Here is an 18,605-nt window from a genome sequence, read left to right on the forward strand (position 1 = left end):
CTGGCCTCGAGCATGGCGCGGGTACGGCATCACCAGGGCCAGTTGCGGGCCTTCAGGCCGAGCATGCCGGGCCTGGACCTGTTTCCCTTCGACGTCTGGCGCAAGCTGGAAGCGCACCACTGGCGCCGCCAGGAACTGCCGCTCGGTTACGGCGCCGCCGCCGGCCACCCGCCGCTGCGCGAGCTGCTGTGCGCCTACCTGAGTGCGTCGCGCGGGGTGCGCTGCACGCCCGAGCAGATCATCGTCACCACCGGATCGCAGCAGGCCCTCTACCTGCTGGCGCAGCTGCTGCTGGCGCCGGGCGAGGGCGTGTGGCTGGAGTCGCCCGGCTACCAGGGCGCCGCCGCGCCCTTCGAAGTGGCCGGTGCGCGCATGTGCCTGGTGCCGGTCGACGCTGAAGGGATGGACGTGGCGTATGCCGCGGCGCACTACCCGGATGCGGCGATGGTCTTCGCCACCCCGTCGCACCAGTTGCCCCTCGGCGTGAGCATGAGCCTGGGCCGGCGCCTCGAGCTGCTGCGCTGGGCCGAGGCGAAGCGCGCCTGGATCGTCGAGGACGACTACGACAGCGAATACCGCTACACCGGCCCGCCGCTCGCTTCGCTGCAAAGCCTCGACCGCGCCGGCTGCGTGATCTATGTCGGCACCCTGTCCAAGGTGCTGTTCCCGGGCCTGCGCTTAGGGTATGTGGTGGCGCCGCCGGCGCTGGTCGAACCCTTGACGCAGGCAAAAGCGGTGGTCGACCGCCACAGCCCGGTGGTGCCGCAGGCGGTGCTGGCCGACTTCATCCGGCACGGCCATTTTGCGCGCCACATCCGGCGCACCCGCGAGGCTTATGCCGAGCGCCGCGGCGCGATGCTCGAGGCGCTGCAGAGCCGCTTGGGCGGCATGCTGGCCTGCGGGCCGGCGGACACCGGGCTGGACGTCTGCACGCGCATCGCCGGCCCGATCGACGAAGCCGACGCCGTGGCGCGCGCCCTGGCTGCCGGCGTCGACCTGCGGCCGCTGTCCTACTACGTCCACCCGCAGGCCGGCCCGGCCTGCGCGGCGCCGCCCGGGATGCTGCTGGGCTTTTCGGCTTTCACGCCGGCGCAGATCCGGGCCGGCATGGCCGTCCTCGAGCAGGCCCTGGCGCGGTGAGCGTCGTGGCATTTCAGCAAACATTAATCATTGATCAGCTAAAATGGCGTTTTGACCGAGCACGAGAGGCACATGGCGACGCAGGGCGAGTACGAGTATTTCAAGAGGATCGGCGAAGCGGGCATGCAGCACTCGACGCACAAGCCCTGGTCCGACGCCCATTGCGGTCTCTACATGATGGAGCTGGGCGCCATGCTCGGCCTGATGCCGGAAGGCGGACGCCTGCTCGACATGGGGTGCGGCACCGGGTGGACCAGCGTGCTGTTCGCCAAGCGCGGCTATGACGTGGTCGGCACCGACCTGGTGCCGGAAGCCATCGAGGCCGCGCGCGGGCTCAGGGACAGGGAAGGATTGGCGAAGCTCGACTTCGTGGTCGGCGACTACGAGTCGCTCTCCTTCCGCGAAGAGTTCGACGTCGTGGTGTTCTTCGATTGCCTGCATCACGCGGTGGACGAGGTCAGCGCCCTGCAGAGCGCCTGGCGCGCCCTGAAACCGGGCGGCATCTGCATCACCTCGGAGCCGGGCCTGGGCCATGCGCGCCGTTCGGCCGCCGTCATGGCGGAGTTCGGCACGACCGAGCGCGACATGCACCCGGCGAAGATCATCCGCGCCGGCAAGAAGGTGGGCTTCCGCGCGTTCAGCGTGCATCCGCACGCTTCCTACCTCTACATCGCCCTGTATCGCAAGCACGCCGGCAACCTGGTGGGCAAGCTGCTGCGCATTCCCGGCATGCGCGCCCTGGCGGGCATGGCCACCGTGCTGTTCTCGAAGCACCAGGCGGGCATCGTGGTGCTGCGCAAATAAGGCCGGGCAGGCACGGGCGGCTGTGGTCTTTATACCTCAGCGGTTGTATTGCTGGTCAGATCGTGTAAAGATGGACCAGATAACGATATCAGCCTGCCCGGCTTGATGACTCCGGCAGATATTTCAGAATTCCGCCCTATGCATCCTCTTCTGTCACGCATTCTCATTTGCCGCACGGATAACATCGGCGACGTCGTCCTCACGCTGCCGCTGGCAGGCTTTCTGAAACAGGCCATCCCGGGCGTGAGGGTGGACATGGTATGCCGCGCCTATGCCGCGCCCGTGGTGCGCTGCTGCCGTCATGTCGACCGGGTGCTGGCGCTGGAAGAACTGGACATCGACCGCCTGTTCGCGGACGAGGCCTACGACACCGTCGTCTTCGCCTTCCCGCACCGGGCCATCGGCCGCGCGGCGCGCCGCGCCCACGTGCCGAACCGCGTGGGCAGCAGCCACCGCCTGCACCACTGGATCAGCTGCAACCGGCTGGCGCACTTCAGCCGGGCGCGCTCGCACCTGCACGAAGCCCAGCTGAACTTCGCCCTGCTCAAGCCCCTCGGCATCGATCACCAGCCGCCCCTGGACGCGCTCTGGCCCCTGTACGGCCTGCAGGCGCCGGGCGAGGCCGGCGTCGGCCATGTCTTCGATCGTTCGCGCTTCAACCTGATCCTGCATCCCAAGTCGAACGGCAACGGCCGCGAATGGCCGCTGGCGCGCTATACCGAACTGGCCGCGCTGCTGGGCAACGATCCCGGCATCGCGCTCTGGATCACGGGCAGCCGCGCCGAGGGCGAACTGCTGGCGCGCGAGGCGCCGGCGCTCCTGGGCAGCCCGAACGTGCGCAGCCTGTGTGGCCAGGTCGGCCTGGACGGCCTGGTGGCGCTGATCGGCATGGCCGACGGCCTGGTCGCCAGCGGCACCGGTCCGCTGCACATCGCGGCGGCGCTGGGGCGGCCGACGCTCGGCCTGTTCCCGCCGATCAAGCCGATCGACATCGCCCGCTGGGGCGCGCTCGGCCAACGTGCCCAGTCGCTCTGCGGCGAGCAGGCCTGCGGCGACTGCGCCGACGCCCGGCACTGCCGCTGCATGGAGGCGATCGGCGCGCACCAGGTGGCGCAGGTGGTCGCCGGGTGGCGCGCCGCGGCGGCGCAGCCGCATGAGCCCCTGGAGGAAGCGGCAGCGTGATGCCGAAGCTCCTCATCACGCTCGATTCCATGCGTTTCGAGAACACCGGGCTGCACACCTTCGGTCACAGCCTGACGAGCGAGCTGGCCCGGCAGGGACGCGGCAGCGTCGCGCTGAGCGCCTACACCTATCCCCCGCAAGACGGTTTCCTGGGCGAGGGCGCATCCTACGTGCGCCACCGCAGGTACCACCGCTGGCTGTTTCCGCGCAAGCGCGAGTTCGACGTGGTCCATTTTGCCGACCAGTACTGCCGCTTCGGCCCGGAGCGCGTGCGCGCCAGGACCGTGATGACGGTCCACGACCTCAACCAGGTGCACGAACGCACGCCGGGCAGCGCGAAATACGCGCGCTACCTGCGGCGCATGGGCCGCAAGATCAGGGGCGTGGACCGCATCGTGGCGATCTCGGAGTTCGTCAAGGCGGACATCCTGCGCTTCTTCCCGGAAGCGGAGAACAAGATCTCGGTCATCTACAACGGCACCAGCCCGGGCCATGCGCCGGAGGGCCACCAGCCGCGCTTCGTGCCGCCGGGCCGCTTCCTGTTCACGGTCGGGATGGTCTGCCCGAAGAAGAACTTCCATGTGCTGGTGCCCCTGCTGCGCGGGAACGACGCCACCCTGGTGATCGCGGGCGTGGTCAAGGAGCCCTACCGGGACCGGATCATGCAGGAAGCGGCGCGCCATGGCGTGGGCGAGCGGGTGGTGGTGACCGGCCCGGTCAGCGGGTTCGACAAGGACTGGTACTACGCGCATTGCGAGGCCTTCCTGTTCCCCTCGCTCGCCGAAGGTTTCGGCCTGCCGGTGCTGGAGGCGATGCATCACGGCCGCCCGGTGTTCCTGTCGCGCTTCACCAGCCTGCCGGAAGTCGGCGGGGACGCGGCCTTTTATTTCGACAACTTCGAGCCGGAGCACATGAGCGAGGTGCTGGAAAACGGGCTGGCGCGCTTCGCCCGCGAGGACGGCCCCCGGCGTGCCCGCGAACATGCGAGCCGGTTCAGCTGGGAGAAGGCGGGGGCGGCCTACCTGGACCTGTACCGCCAGCTTCTTGCGTAAGCCGGCCGGGTTTATACTGCGGCCATGAACCAGACCCGCTGCTCCTGGGCCAACATGGCCAATCCGCGCTACGTCGCCTACCACGACCACGAGTGGGGCGTGCCCTGCCACAATGAAACCACGCTGTTCGAGATGCTCAATCTCGAAGGCGCGCAGGCGGGCCTGTCGTGGGAGACCATCCTGAACAAGCGCGACAGCTACCGCGCGGCCTTCGACAACTGGGATGCGCACCGGATCGCCGCCTACGACGAGGCCAAGGTGGCCGAGCTGCTGGCCAACCCGGGCATCGTGCGCAACCGCCTGAAGGTGGCGGCGGCGATCGGCAATGCGAAAGCCTACCTGGCCATGCGCGAACAGGAGCTCACGCTGGACGCCTACCTGTGGGGCTGGGTCGACGGCAAGCCGGTCGTCAACGACTGGCCGGACGGCTCCCGTCCCGCCAGGACCGCGCTGTCGGACCGCATCTCGAAAGACTTGTCGAAACGGGGTTTCAAGTTCGTCGGCTCGACCATCGTCTACGCCTACCTGCAGGGCGTCGGCGTGGTGAACGACCACGACAAGGCGTGCTTTCGTTTCGCAGGGGCTTGACGTGGACCTGCGCGCGCACTGGCGCGGGCGCGAACGCTATACCGTGTTCGACACGCGCTACGGCGACGGCGGCCATGTGCGCGCCTTGCAGGAGGCCTGGCGCGCCGACCCGGAGCGTCCCGCGCGGCTGCACATCGTGGCGCTCGCCGATGGCCTGCTGCCGGGCTTTCACCGCATCCCCCAGGACGACCCGCGCCTGACGCTGACGCTGCTCGCGGCGCCGCTCGACACGGCGCTGGCGCAGCTGGGCGCGCAGCCCGATCATGTTTATCTGGAGGACGTCGCCGGCGCCGGTTTCGCTTGGCCGCTGGCGCGCATCGCAGCGAGCGGGGCGCGCCTGCATGCCGCGAACCTGGACGAGGAGCAGCGCGCGGCGCTGCAGGCGCAGGGTTTCGTCTTCGACGGCGACGGGCGCGGCGCGGTCTTCGCCAGCCGCAAGCCGCGCCTGCCATTGCCGCCGGTGCTGCCGCCAGAGCACAAGCGCGCCCTGGTCATCGGCGCCGGACTGGCGGGCTCCGCCGCCTGCGCCAGCCTGTGCGCGCGCGGCTGGCAGGTCACGCTGGTCGAGCGTCATGCGGCGCCGGCGATGGAAGCCTCGGGCAACCTGGCCGGCATCTTCATGCCGCTGCTGTCGCGCGACGACAATGTCCCGACCCGCCTGACCCGCGCCGCCTACCTGTACGCACTGCGCGCCTGGCGCCGGCTGGGCGGCATCGGCGCGGCCATCGAAGGGCAGGCCTGCGGCGTGCTGCAGCTGGCCCGCGACGCCGGCCACGCCCGGGTCTCGCGCGCCATCGCGGGCGAAGCGCATTACCCGCCGGAATACGCGCGCTGGCTGGAAGCCCCCGAAGCCGAGGCCCTGCTCGGGCTGCCCGCGCCGGATGGCGGCTGGCTGTTCCCGGAAGGCGGCTGGGCGCGCCCGGGCAGCGTGTGCGCGGCGATGCTGCAATCCTGCGGCGAGCGGCTCGTGAGTCGCTTCGGCGCCGGCACGGTCAGCCTGGAGCGCAGCGGCGACGAATGGCGGGCGCGCGCCGCGGACGGCACCGTGCTCGCGCAGGCGCCGACCGTGGTGCTGGCCAGCGGCGCCGGCGCGCGCAGCCTGGCGCAGTCGCGGGAGCTGCCGCTCTCAAGCCTGCGCGGGCAGGTCAGCCACCTGGACAGCAGCAAGCTGCCCGCCTTGCCGCTGGTGCTGTGCCGCGAAGCCTACCTGACCCCGGCGGCCGGCGGCATCGCCTGCGCCGGCGCCACCTACGACCTCGACGCCGACCCGCAGCTGCGCGTGTCGAGCCACCAGGAGAACCTCGAACGCCTGCGCGGCCTCGTGTCCGACCCGCATGCCGGCGAAGGGGCGCCGCTCGCCGGCCGCGTGGGTTTCCGCTGCGTAGCCCCGGACCGCCTGCCGCTGGTGGGCCGCCTGCCGGACTTCGCCGCCGCGGGCAGGACCGAACGCCTGCGCGAGGTGCCGCGCCACCCCGGCCTGCACGCGCTGCTCGGCTATGCCTCGCGCGGCCTGATCTGGGCGCCGTTGGCGGCCGAACTGCTGGCGGCCCAGCTCGAGGGCGAGCCGCTGCCGCTGGAAACGGGCCTGGTCGATGCGCTCGATCCGGCGCGCTTCGTGCTGCGTGCGCGCCGCGCCCCGCGCGGACCGGGTTGAGTAGGGTGGACGGCTCGTGAATTGGTCCACTGGACCAATTCACTCCGCGCGTTCAGCCAGCAGATGAAATGACGATGCGTCTGTTTATGCCGGAGTTGAACGCGCGTTCGGCGAAGCCGAACACCCTACGTTATCCATACGCATGCTGTTGCGTTGGCGCAATAAGTTACATTCCGGCAGAAAGTGTCAAATCGCCGGCGGTATAATTGACTTACGGTAATTTTTTAGGCTGGAAGCCGGCCAATCGATGGAAGACCCACACTCACCCCTGTCCATGTTCCTCGCGTCGACCGCGCACGACATGAAGAATTCGATCAGCGTCCTGTCCGGCACGCTCGAGCGCCTGCTTGACGACGCCTCGCCCGAGACCGAGAAGGCCTATCCGCAGATGGCGCAGATGCTGTACCAGACGCGCCGCCTGAACGACAACCTGATGCAGCTGCTGGCGCTGTACAAGCACGTGGGCACGCCGGAATACCCCTTCGACGTGCAGCCGCTCGAGGTCGGCCAGCTGGCCGAGCAGGTGGTCGCCCTCGAACGGGTGCTGCTGGAGTCGCGCGGCATCGCGCTCGAGCTCGACGTCGATCCCGAGCTGGTATGGCACTTCGACGAGGACCTGATCGTCGGCGTGGTCTCGCATGCCGTCAACAATGCGGTGCACTACACGCGCGACCGCATCTTCCTGAGCGCGCGCGAGCGCGATGGCTGGCTCGAGATCCGCGTCGAAGACAATGGCACGGGATTTCCGGCCATGCTGCTCGAGGCCGGGAGCGCGGCCATGAACGGCATGGCCTCCGGCGTCAACTTCCTGACCAACAGCGCCGGCCTGGGCCTGCACTTCTCGCGCGAGGTCGCGCGCATGCACCGGCACCGCGAGCGCAGCGGCGCCGTGCGCCTCGAGAACGGCGGCCGCCTGGGCGGCGGCTGCTTCATCCTGACGCTGCCATGAATGCCGTGATCAACGCCGTGGCGGCGCCGGGCGCCGAGCAGGTGGACTGGGCGTCCAAGACCTATCTCGTGGTCGACGACTTCATCGGCGTGCGCCAGCTGCTGCGCGAAGCGCTGCGCAGCCTGGGCGCGCGCAACATCGACCAGGCCTCCAGCGGCGGCGAGGCCATGGGCCTGCTCAACAAGACGCGCTACGACGTGGTGCTGTGCGACTTCAACCTGGGCGAAGGCAAGAACGGCCAGCAGGTGCTGGAAGAGACGCGCATGCGCAACCTGCTGCTGCCCTCGAGCGTGTTCCTGATGGTGTCGGCCGAGAAGAGCGTCGAGTCGGTGATGGGGGCGGCCGAGCACCAGCCGGACGCCTACCTGGTCAAGCCGATCACCGAAGGCGTGCTGCTCAGCCGCCTGAACCGGGTGTGGCGCAAGAAGCAGGTGTTCAGCCTGATCGACCAGGCCTATGCCGAGAAGGACTACCTGCGCGCCGCCCGCCTGTGCGACGAGCAGATCGCGGTCAACAAGGCGCACGAGATCGACCTGCTGCGCATGAAGGCGCGCCTGATGGAGAAAAGCGGCGAGCCGGCCAAGGCGCGCGAGACCTACGAGCGCGTGCTGGCGCAGCGCGAGTACCAATGGGCGCGCTCCGGCCTGGCCAAGATCCGCATGGCCGACGGCGAGTACGAGCAGGCGCGCCAGATGTTCCAGACCGTGATCGCCGAGAACCGCTATTACATCGATGCCTACGACCAGCTGGCGCTGGCCTGGCAAAAAATGGGCAAGCACGAGGAAGCGCTGAACGTGCTGGAACGCGCGGCCAAGCTCTCGCCCAATTCCGTGCCGCGCCAGCGCAACCTCGGCCAGGCCAGCCTGAAGCTGGGGAACGTCGGCATGGCCGAGAAGGCTTTCCGCAAGTGCATCTCGATCGGCGAGTACTCGATCCGCAAGACGCCCGACGCCTACCTCGGGCTGGCGCGCGTGTGCGGCCTGAAGAACGATCCGAAGGAAGCGCTGCAACTCTTGAGCGCGGCGCAGCGCGAATTCGGCGCCGACCATCCGGACATGGAGCTGCGCGCCAAGATCACCGAAGGCCTGGTGTACCACGAGAGCGGCGACTACCGGCGCGCGCGCAAGGCCGGCGACGAGCTGGAAGCGCTGCTGCAGGCGACCGCGGAGCGTCCCGACGTGCCGACCTGCCTCGAGATGGCGACCCTGCTGTTCGCGGTGGGCGTCAGGGAGGCGCCGGTCGACCTGCTGTGCTACGTGATCCGCAACAACCACGACAACAGCTTCCTGCAGGACGAGGTGCAGCGGATCTTCGAGAAGGCGCGCATGGGGGAAGAAGGCGAAAAGCTGATCCGCGGCGCGCGCAAGGAAGCGATCGACCTGATGAACCAGGGCGTGCTGCTGTGGAAGACCAACAAGCTGGCCGAGGCCGTGGAGTGGATGCGCAATGCCAGGGCAGCGCTGCCGCACAATGTGCGCATCCTGTTCAACTCGGCGCAGATCCTGATCTCGCACATGCGCCAGCGCGGCTACAGCGCCGAGCTGATGGAAGAGGCGCACGGGGTGCTGGCCCACGTGGACCGGGTGCAGCCGGGACAGCAGCGTTTCGCGCAGCTGATGGAGCAGTTGTTGGCGCTGGTGCCGAAGGTGGAGGAGCCTGCGGTTACGGAGGCTTCCGCGGCTTGAGCTAATGGCTGCTTTGCGAACTTGGATCCCGGCCTTCGCCGGGATGACGGGTCATAGGGCGGTGGTACGAATTGTGTTCGTAACCCGCACCCCCGAAACCGTCGTTCCGGCGTAGGCCGGAACCCAATTTCCTGCGCAAACCCGACTCTCTCAGCGCCAGTTCCCCCGCACATCCTCGCAGCGCTGTCCCTGCGCTGCATTGCCGTGCCGCCGCGCCAGCTCGGCGCACAAGACCGCGACGTCGAGCCCGCCGTCGCGGGTGCGCGCCGCCTCCATCGCGCCGTCCAGCGCGCACGCGCCGATGTACTGCCCCAGCGCCCGGTAGCTCTCGAACTGGGTCTCGTCGAACCACTGGTCGACCGAGCTCTCGTGCGGATAGGCCGGGTGCACCTTGCGGTAGTTGAGCAGGTCGGCGTTCTCGCGGCCGACGATGGCGGGCTTGATGTACAGCAGCGTGCCGTCCACGCCGCCCTGGTCCACCTGGCTGTAGCGCACCGTGCCGACCGCGCAGCTGGCGCCGCACAGGCCGCCGTCCAGCTGCGCCAGCCTGGAGACGTCGAGGTCGATGCGCACGTGCAGGTCGGTGCCGACCTTGCGGATCGCATTGCCGAGGTCGGCGAAGGCCAGGGCGCCATCGCTGGCCACGTCCACCGCGATGATCAGGCGGCAGCGCCGCCGCACCAGCTCGTAGATGCCGAGGTTGTCGAAATGACCGCCGTCGGACAGGTAGACGTAGGTGGCGTCGGCATTGGTCAGGCCGAACAGCTCGGCCAGGAGGCTGAACAGGCCGAGACGCGGCGAGGACTGCTGCCAGGCCGCCTTGCGCGGATTCGGGCACCAGCGGCCCAGGCGCACGTTGAACATCGTCATCAGGAAGTTCAGCGGCGGCGAGGAGTGCGCGCCCATGTTCGGGCTGGCCGCCGCGCCGGACACCGCGATCGCCATCCCCAGCCGCACGCCGGCGTCGTCGTCGGCGCCGGCGCCCGAGCGCGAGCCATAGGCGCCGGTGGGGCGGTAGCAGCCGCGCGCGGCATCGCCGCCGGTGGCGCCGGGCACGGCGGCGCTTCCCACCGATCCGGCCGGCAGCTCGAAGCCGCAGTAGCGCGGCGTGAAGGTGAACGAGGCCGCCTTGCGGGTGCGCCAGGCCAGTTCCTCGCCGCCGACCAGGTTGAGCGAGGTGTTGATGATGTGGCAGGGGCGCTGCTGCTTCAGGTCCGCCAGCAGCGGGTCGTCGCCGGGGTCGAAGCCGGTGAAGGGATGGGGCTTGCGCGCGCGGCTGCTGGCGCCGAAGTAGGCGCGCACCAGGCGGTTCCGGTACAGCATGTAGAGCGAGAACTTGTTGATGTCGACGCGCCAGCCGAGCAGCAGCGCGGCGCCCAGCAGGATCGCGAAGGTCCACGCCAGCCGGCTGCCGTCGGTCGCCAGGGTGGCGCTGGCATGGGCGCCATAGATGCAGCTGAGCTTGATCGGCGAGGGGCAGGCAAGCTGCGGCGGCGCCACCACCGCCTGCACCAGCGCGCTCAGGAGGGCGAATACGCCGACCGTAAAGACGTAGGGCGCGAGCCGCGCCGCCAGGTCGAGACGCGCATCGGTGGCGCGAAGGCCGGCGCCGTGGATTCCCGTCTTGCTTCCGCTGCCTGCCTTCAGGCCGAACCAGGTCATGAGCAGCCAGCCGAGCGCGGTGCCGATGTGCGACCACGGCGTGCTGGTGAGCCAGGCCCAGTGCAGCAGCGGCGCCAGGAAGAAGGCCACGCCGAACATGGTGACCCAGGCCAGCGCGAAGATCCAGGCCCAGGCGCCCTGGCGGCTCCACCATTCGCGGCTGGCATCGCTGTACATGCGGCCGATCAGGCCGATCATCAGGGTCATGGTGCCGGCGAACAGTCCCATCATCAGGGGCATGCCGAAAGTGGTCAGGGCGATCGCGTTGTTCAGCACCGGGTGCCGGTTCGGATCGGGCAACAGGGACAGCCCGGCCAGCAGCAGCCCCGTGCCGGTCGCGAGCGCGCCGACGGCGCACAGCAGGTGCACGAAGCCCTCCATGAGTTCGGGTCCGCTCAGGTCGGCCGGCGGGGGATGCGGGTGCAACAGGCGCTGAACCACGGCCAATGCGGTGCCGGCCAGGACCAGCAGCACGCACAGCGCCACCAGGCCGATCAGCAGCCAGGCGCAGGTTTGCTCGGTCATGATCCGGGCCATGGTGTCCGGCGCAAAGGCGCGCGCAGCCGCGCACAGCAGCGCCGCCACCGCCACCAGGGCGGCGCCGCAAAAGGTGTAGCCGGCGCGCCGGTACACACTGGTGCGGTCGTGCGCCAGGTACCAGCCGCAGGCCCACACGAGGAAGTAGGCGACTCCGGGCGCCAGCAGCCAGTACAAGCGCTCCCCGGCCGGGAACGCGCCTCCGGCCCAGAACGGCGCCGCGCCGCCATGCTGCCACAGGCCGACGCTGCCCAGGAAGCCCGCCAGCAGCAGCGGCAGGTTGATCCACCAGAGCACTGCGCCTTGCGACAACGCGAAGCGGCGCTGCCCACGCGAGGAGGACGGCTTGCTGGAGATGCTCAGCGCAATGCAGAACACGGCGAGGAGGAACAGCAGCACTCCCGCCATCCAGGCCAGGTCGGCATACACGGCCCACGGTCCGCCGGAATCGACGATGCGGTGCACGGCCCACACGGCGGCGCGCGGCAGCAGGAGCAGGGCGCACAGCCAGGCCACCAGCATCGTCAGGTTCAGGCCGGTGTTGCGGACGTAGGTGCCGATCAGGGTCCAGGTGTCGGCGCTGAACATGCCGCCGCGCGGCGACAGGTAGTTGCAGTACTGGCGCAGGAAGCGGATCGCCGGCGCTTCGGCGCGGCCGGCTGCATGTGTCCCCGCCGGCGCCAGCATGTCTTCGACCAGGCGCACGTCGCCGCCCTGTTCGTGGATGCACTTGGAGAGCCAGCCGCCGATGAAGCCGCCGCCGGAAACGGTCGACAGGTAGTCGAGGTGGCGCAGCAGCCGCTGCTTGGCCAGCGCCTGCAGCACGCCGAGGCCGAAGGTGGCGCTGCGCACGCCGCCGCCGGACAGCGCCAGCCCGATCATGCCGGCCTTGTGGGCGCGCGCCGCCAGGTCGGCGCCTGGCGCGGCGGAAGGATCGGGATGCAGCAGCTCGAGTTCGTCGCGGAAGACGTCCTGGAAGGTCGCGCCGCTGACCTCGTCGAGGCGCTGCACGGTCGCGTCGTCGAGCACGCCGCGTCCGGCGATGCCCTCGCGCCGGCGGAATTCGACGATGGCTTCGGCCAGCTCGTCCAGCGTGCAGGCATGGGCCGGCGGGCGGCAGCCGGCCGCTTCGAGTTTGCGGCGCAGGTCGGCGATTTGCGCCGGGACCAGGCTGGCTGGGTCGAACGAGGACACGGGCACTCCTCTTGATGACGGACGGGGACGGAAACCGGTCCCGCTGAAGCCAGTTCAGCACGCCAGGAAAGCGGGCGCTACCGAATGGATCAAGGGTATGTGCTCGGTTGAGTCAGTAATCTTGCTTTGCGGTAAAAGCAGCGATGTAGCTGGCTTCGTGAAATTGTGAAAGGCGAGGAGGCATCAGGACAACGAATTTACCTTGTTGGCGTATTGAAATATCGAATTTGTCGATAATATTTACACGAAAACGGGCTGCTTTCCGATATTGCCGTCAAATTCTGGGATTGGCTTCGTCAAATTCATCATTTGAGCCGGGAGTGTTATCTCAATGGAACAGCATCCGTCACTTTGCCGCTTCCATCAAGAGGAAAAGTCGAGGCTCTTTCCAAATTTTATTTAACTTTCATAAAACCGTGCTTAAGTCATTGATTTATAGGACTCTTTATTCTTGGCACATTCATTGCTTTTCGGAGAGATGCTGTTCCCCCTGTCATCATCTGAAAGAGACGAAAATGAAAATCAAACACTTCCTCCTTGGCCTGGCAAGCGCCACCTGCTTCGCAATGCCGGCGTTTGCCGCACCCATCGAGTTCAGGATCAATACCATCGATATCACGCCCGGCTCCGGCTATGGCGCCGGTGTCGGCAACGAGAACACCCTCGACGTCAGATTCGAGGCGGCTGCGGCGCCGAACAGTTTTTCGCTCGACGTGAACGGCGCGCGTACCTTTAGCGTTGGCACCGTCTCCTTGATGGAAGAGTGCATTGATTTCGGCACCGTCTGCAACCGCAACCCGCGCGACGAAACCGATAACCTGAACGTGACCGTTCGCTTCGGCTTTATAAGCCCCTTGACCGGTACCCAACCGTTCATCATGACCGGCACCGCCTACGCCGGCCTCGTCGACGACCCCGACGTCGATTACACCCTCGTCTTCAATCCGGCCGAATTCAGCTTCGGTAACGGCGGCAAATTCAGCTTGGACCTGCTCGACTTGAGCTTCAGTAAAATGCAGTCGAAGGATCTTACCGCGACGATTACGCTCCTGAATGCGCCGCGCGACGAAGGCGGCAGCAACGAGGTGCCGGAGCCAGCCAGCCTGGCACTGATCGGCCTTGGCCTGGCCGGCCTGCGCCTGGGCGCCAAACGCCGCAAGGCTTGATCCTTGTGCAAGCGGCGTGAGGGGCGACGCTGGATTGTCCCTCAGCCCTTGTCGGCCTTGACGCGCGGATTGCGGCCCACCCGGCCCGAGCTTCCCTGGCCGGCGGGCGCCGCCGGTTGCGCGCCGCCGGACACGTCCAGCGGCGAGCCGCCGCGCGCCTTGGGTGCGGCTGGGGGCGGCTTGGCCGCGCCCTCGTTGCCGCCGGCGGGGGATTCCGCGGGCGCGCCGGCGGCCGGCATGGCGCTGCTGACTGCCTGGCGGAATTGATCCTGCAGCAAATTCCACCACGCGACCGCAGCCGGCATGGCGCTATTCGCGGCCTGCTGGCCGGACGGCTCGGCCTGGCCGGACGGGGCGCCGGCCTGTTCGGCCTTCGGTTCCGGCGGCGGGGGCGGTGTCGGGACCCCGGCAGACTGCGCAAAGAATTGCGCGAAAGGCGCCGCCATGGCCGGGTCGCTGCCGGCGCGCTGCATGGCCTGCGCCATGCTATCGCCCATGGCCTTCAGGGTAGCGAGGGTGCCGCGCTGGACTTCGAGCGCCTGGATGCTTCCGCGCAGCATGCCCAGGTTCAGGTTGAGCCAGGATTCGACCGCCTTGAGGTCGGCGATCTTCTTGTCCAGTTCGTCGACGGACAGGCTGGAGCCGGTCATGCCCGGCATGCCGACGCCGGGGATGTTCATGCCTCCCCAGAGGTTTTTCACGAATTCGAGCGTATCGGTCATTCCGGCAGCGTTCGGCATGGGCGGCTTGAGCATCGGTCTTCTCCTTGGTGGAAGCGCCTAGCGTAGCAGATAAATAACACGCGACAAAGCCTGCACGGCAAAGCGCCAATGTGCCGTCCCCCTGCACCCCGGCTGCGCTCAGGCTACACTAGCGGCATGAGTTCCGCTTTCCCCCCTCAGCGGCTGCGCGCCCTGGTGCTGGGCACGCTCATCGTGCTGCTGCACTGGCTGGTGCTGGGCTGGCTCACCGCGGGCACGCAGGGCATCGCGCTGCCGGGGCGCGAGGGTGAAGCCCCGGTGAGCCTGGCGACGCTGCTGCCGCCGGCGCCGTTCGAAGCGCCGGCGACCGAACCCGTGCCGCCGCCGGCGCCGAAGCTGGTGCAGCCGCCGCTGCCGGACTTCGTGCCGCTGCCCACGATCGCGGTGTCGGAGGAGGCGGTAGGGGAAGCGGTGTCCCCCGGTCCGCCGGCGCGGACGACCACGTTGCCCGCCGAGCCGGCTCCGGCAGCGCAGCCGGCGGCCGCCGCCGAAGCCGCCCCGGCCGAGCCCGACCCCGGCCCGGCGCCCATCGTGCACACGGTGCGCCGCTACAAGGTGGACGTGCCGCCTCCGGCCGAACTCAGCTACAAGGTGGCGCGCACCGACGCCGACGGCACCCACTGGAGCGGCCAGGCCCTGCTGTCCTGGAAGCGCAACGACCATGCCTACCAGATGCGCTTCGAAGCCGGCATCAAGATCGTGTTCGCGCGCGTGAACCTGGCGGTGCTCACCAGCGAAGGCCTTCTCGGCAACACTGGCCTGGCGCCGGTGAGAATGACCGAAAAGCGCCGCGGCCGCGCGCTGACGGCGACCCATTTCGACTGGCCCGGCAACAAGCTGACGTTCTCGGCCTCGGAGGGCAAGCACGACTTGCAGCCCGGCGCGCAGGACAAGGCCACGGTGCCGCTGCAGCTGGCGGCGATCGCGCGCGGCGACCAGGCCCAGCTGAGCGGCGACATCGACATCTTCGTCGGCGAAGAGCGCTCGGGCGCCATGTACAACTTCAAGGTGCTGGGCCCCGAGGAGATCGACACCCCGCTGGGCCGCCTGCAGACCGTGCGCATCGCGCGCCCGCCGAAGCCGGGTTCGTACAAGTCGCGGCTGGACATCTGGCTCTCGCCCGCGCACGGCTGGCTGCCGGTGCAGATCCGCAGCAGCGAAGCCAATGGCGCGGTGACCACGCAAACGGCGAACGACATCGCCATGACCCAACCAGGATTCTAGATATGCACTATTCTGCTGTACGACATGGCGGCTGCGGCCTGCTGCTGGCGCTGCTGCTCGGCACCGCCGGCGCACAGGAGGCTCCGGCCGCCATCAAGCGCAAGTTCGAACTGCCGCCCTCGGCCGACCTGCACTATGCCTTGCAGGCGCGCCAGCGCGGCTTCGGCCTGAAGGGCGAGGGCATCGTCACCTGGCGCGCCGGCGACGGCAAATACGCCGTCACCGCCGAATCGAAGGTCGCGGTGCTGGGAACCATCACCCGGGACCGCAGCAGCGGCAGCATCGACGCCTTCGGCCTGGCGCCCGCCGAATTCACCGAAAAGCGCATGCGCAAGGATCCGACCACGGCCACCTTCGACCGCGAGGCGAAGGTGCTGCGCTTCAGCGAAAGCAAGCAGGTCTATCCGCTCAAGGGCGGCGAACAGGACCGGGTCTCGATCACCTGGCAGCTGGCCGCCGTGGCGCGCGGCGCCGGCGAGCGCTTCAAGCCGGGTTCCGAGTGGCCCTTCTTCGTGGCCGGCCAGCGCGATGCGGAAACCTGGGTGTTCAAGGTGATCAAGCGCGAAAAGGTGCAGACCGGCCTGGGCGAGGTCGAGGCCATTCGGGTGGCGCGCCAGCCGGTGCTTGATAAGAAGGACCAGGAACTGGAGATCTGGCTGGCGCCGCGGCACGAGTGGTATCCGGTCAAGCTGCGCTATGCCGACGGCGACAAGGAGCAGATCGAACAGACCCTGACCAGGGTGACGAAACGCTGAGCATCGCTGCACATTTTCGCAACATTGTCTTGTTTTTAAGGCAATGGATAGGTGTGTCTTTCCTGCAATCGCTGGCGCCCGCAGGCGCTAGTTGCCGATCCTAAACTGTTATACTGGCGCCCCCGCGGACCGGTTGAGCCTGTCCGCGCCAGAGAACGGTACTTATATGATCGACCACCTTGGCGGCGCGGCGCTCGCCGCAGAATCCCTTTCGATACCCCAGGAAGACGACCCGCTGCAGGCGCACTTCCAGGACGGCGTCGCGCCCGACGAGATCGAGCAGGTTTACCACCTCAAGCGCGCCCAGCCCATGCTGTCGGCCTTCACGGCGCTGTTCCACGGTACCCAGGACGGCGTGCTGGTGCGCCTGCTGGTGCTGCGCGAGCTGGCCAGCGATACCGGCGCGTCGAGCTTTTCGCGCGCCGACATCAACAACAAGCTGGCCTACCTGACTGCGGAAAGCCTGGAGACGGTCCTGAACCGCCTGCGCGGCCACGGCCTGCTGGCCTGGGACGGCCCGAGCGCCGTCTACCGCATCACGCCGCTGGCGCGCAACGTGCTGTCCGCGCTCGACACCCTGATCGCGCTGGCCCAACCGGAAGAAGACGATGCCGAGATGGGCTTCCTGCTGTCGCAGGTGGCCGGCGCCCAGGCCGTGGGCGGGGTCACCGTGGAGCAGTTGCGCCACCTGCTGGGCCGCCTGGTGGAACTCACCGAGGAATTCCGCGACGCCATCGCTTCCGGTTCCGAATTCCGCCTGCGCACCTCGCAGGCGAAGTGGCACATGGCCTGCGACTGGGTCGAGAAGGGCTCGGTCATCCTGCGCGCCATCCTGCAGGACCCGAACGCCGATGCCGCCACGCACAAGGCGGCGCAGGCCATCGGCCGCGCCCAGAGCGCGCTGCTGAACATGCAGGGCATGTTCTCGCGCGCCCTGAACCAGATCGAGCGCCAGCGCGTGCACCTGGGCCAGTCCGGCCTGTCGACCACCGACGTCAAGCGCTGGCTGCTGGCGCACGAGGACCTGGCCAGCCTGGCCGAAGACGCGATCGACCGCCCGGTGGTGCCGCTGTTCGGCACCCCGGCCGAGATGATCGACGTGGCCGAGACCGAGCTGCTGCTCGAGCGCGTGACCTCGACCGGCCCGAAAGGCCTGCCGACCGGTACCGACGCTCCCTTGACCGTCAACGACAACCCGGCGATGCAGGCCGAACTGAACGACTGGATCAACAAGCTGGCCGACTTCGCCAACCTCGGCAACTTCCCCGAGTTCTCGGAGAGCGGCCCGAAGAAGGTGGCGCTGCACGAGTCGCTCTTGCCGGCCAGCTTCGCCGTCGCTTCCTACCGGGCTTCGCTGCTGCCCCTGCTGGGCGATGCATCCGAGGCCAGCCTGCAGGGCGCCACCGCCGAGCTGGCGCGCCTGCCCGTGAAATTCGAGCCGACCGACGAGATGATCCAGCTCGACGACCCGGAAGTGGCGGCGATGTCGATCGCTTCCCTCTCTTTGAATCTTGAAAGCGGTACTCTAGATGAATGACGACGCACAAATCCTGATCGCGCGCCTGCTGACGCACCAGACCCTGCGCCGCGACGACAAGATGGTCAAGCGCGCGCTGTCGGACGAGCAGTTCCGCATCGAAGTCGACAAGCGCCTGCTGGAATGCGGCCTGAAGCTGCTCGACAACGTCTACGCCGACCACGTGACGATCGCCCTGCACCGCAATGTCGAGCCGAAGATCTTCGGCGCCAAGGACATCTGGCAGAACAACAACTTCGGCCTGACCCGCGACGGCGTGGCCCTCCTGGTGGTGCTGTGGGCGCAGATCATTCTTCCGAAGCGCGAGCGCCAGGAAACCCACGTCACGGTGGCGGACGACCAGACCGACATGTTCGGACAGGACACGCCGATTCCGCGCGCCGAGGATACGTCGATCGGCATCTCCTACACCGCGCTGCTGTCCGACTTCGGCGACAAGCTGGGCAAGAAGACCCGCATGGACATGAACCTGGGCGTGCTGTCCAAGCTCGGCTTCATCGAGCGCCGCGGCGACGTGATCCTGGAAGGCCCGCTGCTGGACCTGATGATGGATACCGACCTGCTGAAGGAACGCATCATCAACGGCGCCCTGGCCGACGTGTTCAAGCGCGCGCCGCTGGCTGCCGCGCCGCGCAAGATCGATGCCGCCAACGATGCGGTGGTCGAAGCCGCCGCCGACGAAGAACCGACCCAAGCGGGTCCGAACTAAGGTAAG

Annotated in this window: 15 protein-coding genes; 13 read left to right on the forward strand and 2 right to left on the reverse strand. The window is 68.3% G+C overall.

Features of this window, described 5'->3' with window-relative positions:
• The 8 genes from ACK4S9_RS07755 to ACK4S9_RS07790 form a co-directional block, all read left to right on the forward strand.
• On the forward strand, window positions 1–1,140 hold a 1,140-nt coding region (locus tag ACK4S9_RS07755; protein WP_409723751.1), incomplete at its 5' end, for a PLP-dependent aminotransferase family protein.
• A gap of 72 nt (window positions 1,141–1,212) precedes the next feature.
• Complete coding sequence (locus ACK4S9_RS07760) at window positions 1,213–1,944, forward strand: class I SAM-dependent methyltransferase (RefSeq protein ID WP_409723753.1); 732 nt, start codon at window positions 1,213–1,215, stop codon at window positions 1,942–1,944.
• A 138-nt stretch (window positions 1,945–2,082) separates the two neighbouring features.
• Window positions 2,083–3,126 carry a glycosyltransferase family 9 protein gene (locus ACK4S9_RS07765; protein ID WP_409723755.1) on the forward strand — a complete coding sequence of 348 codons (1,044 nt, stop codon included), beginning with the start codon at window positions 2,083–2,085 and terminating at the stop codon, window positions 3,124–3,126.
• The gene (locus ACK4S9_RS07770) at window positions 3,126–4,178 is read left to right on the forward strand and encodes a glycosyltransferase family 4 protein (protein WP_409723758.1); all 1,053 of its coding nucleotides are present in this window, start codon (window positions 3,126–3,128) and stop codon (window positions 4,176–4,178) included. The genes ACK4S9_RS07765 and ACK4S9_RS07770 overlap by 1 nt, the downstream gene beginning before the upstream one ends.
• A 24-nt stretch (window positions 4,179–4,202) precedes the next feature.
• A complete protein-coding gene (locus tag ACK4S9_RS07775; protein ID WP_409723761.1) occupies window positions 4,203–4,766 on the forward strand; it encodes a DNA-3-methyladenine glycosylase I in 564 nt (187 codons plus the stop codon).
• 1 nt (window position 4,767) lies between these two features.
• A complete protein-coding gene (mnmC, locus tag ACK4S9_RS07780) occupies window positions 4,768–6,420 on the forward strand; it encodes an FAD-dependent 5-carboxymethylaminomethyl-2-thiouridine(34) oxidoreductase MnmC (RefSeq protein WP_409723764.1) in 1,653 nt (550 codons plus the stop codon).
• Window positions 6,421–6,667: 247 nt separating this feature from the next.
• A complete protein-coding gene (locus ACK4S9_RS07785) occupies window positions 6,668–7,369 on the forward strand; it encodes a sensor histidine kinase (RefSeq protein ID WP_409723766.1) in 702 nt (233 codons plus the stop codon).
• On the forward strand, window positions 7,366–9,054 hold the full coding sequence (locus ACK4S9_RS07790) for a tetratricopeptide repeat protein (protein ID WP_409723769.1): 1,689 nt from the start codon (window positions 7,366–7,368) through the stop codon (window positions 9,052–9,054). Before ACK4S9_RS07785 ends, ACK4S9_RS07790 begins: the two co-directional genes overlap by 4 nt.
• A gap of 150 nt (window positions 9,055–9,204) precedes the next feature.
• On the opposite strand, the gene ACK4S9_RS07795 is transcribed toward ACK4S9_RS07790, so the two are convergent.
• Entirely contained in the window at window positions 9,205–12,447 is a 3,243-nt protein-coding gene (locus ACK4S9_RS07795) for a patatin-like phospholipase family protein (protein ID WP_409723772.1), read from the reverse strand.
• Between the two features lie 515 nt (window positions 12,448–12,962).
• On the opposite strand from ACK4S9_RS07795, the gene ACK4S9_RS07800 reads away from it, so the two are divergent.
• Window positions 12,963–13,613, forward strand: a complete 651-nt coding sequence (locus ACK4S9_RS07800) for a PEP-CTERM sorting domain-containing protein (protein WP_409723775.1) — start codon at window positions 12,963–12,965, stop codon at window positions 13,611–13,613.
• Window positions 13,614–13,654: 41 nt separating this feature from the next.
• Here ACK4S9_RS07800 and ACK4S9_RS07805 read toward each other — a convergent pair whose 3' ends face one another.
• The gene (locus ACK4S9_RS07805; RefSeq protein WP_409723777.1) at window positions 13,655–14,368 is read right to left on the reverse strand and encodes a PhaM family polyhydroxyalkanoate granule multifunctional regulatory protein; all 714 of its coding nucleotides are present in this window, start codon (window positions 14,366–14,368) and stop codon (window positions 13,655–13,657) included.
• Window positions 14,369–14,491: 123 nt separating this feature from the next.
• Here ACK4S9_RS07805 and ACK4S9_RS07810 point away from each other — a divergent pair, with 123 nt between their 5' ends.
• The 4 genes from ACK4S9_RS07810 (at window position 14,492) to ACK4S9_RS07825 (ending at window position 18,599) form a co-directional block, all read left to right on the forward strand.
• Window positions 14,492–15,598 (forward strand): DUF3108 domain-containing protein, encoded by a 1,107-nt coding sequence (locus ACK4S9_RS07810; RefSeq protein WP_409723780.1) that lies wholly within the window; start codon window positions 14,492–14,494, stop codon window positions 15,596–15,598.
• A 2-nt stretch (window positions 15,599–15,600) separates the two neighbouring features.
• Complete coding sequence (locus tag ACK4S9_RS07815; protein WP_409723783.1) at window positions 15,601–16,353, forward strand: DUF3108 domain-containing protein; 753 nt, start codon at window positions 15,601–15,603, stop codon at window positions 16,351–16,353.
• A gap of 166 nt (window positions 16,354–16,519) precedes the next feature.
• Window positions 16,520–17,890, forward strand: coding sequence for a hypothetical protein (locus ACK4S9_RS07820; protein WP_409723785.1), 1,371 nt, complete (start codon window positions 16,520–16,522; stop codon window positions 17,888–17,890).
• Window positions 17,883–18,599, forward strand: a complete 717-nt coding sequence (locus ACK4S9_RS07825; protein ID WP_409723788.1) for a hypothetical protein — start codon at window positions 17,883–17,885, stop codon at window positions 18,597–18,599. The genes ACK4S9_RS07820 and ACK4S9_RS07825 overlap by 8 nt, the downstream gene beginning before the upstream one ends.
• Window positions 18,600–18,605 lie beyond the last annotated feature (6 nt).

Origin of the sequence: Massilia sp. (genome assembly GCF_046293535.1) — a bacterium.
Classification (GTDB): domain Bacteria; phylum Pseudomonadota; class Gammaproteobacteria; order Burkholderiales; family Burkholderiaceae_D; genus Telluria.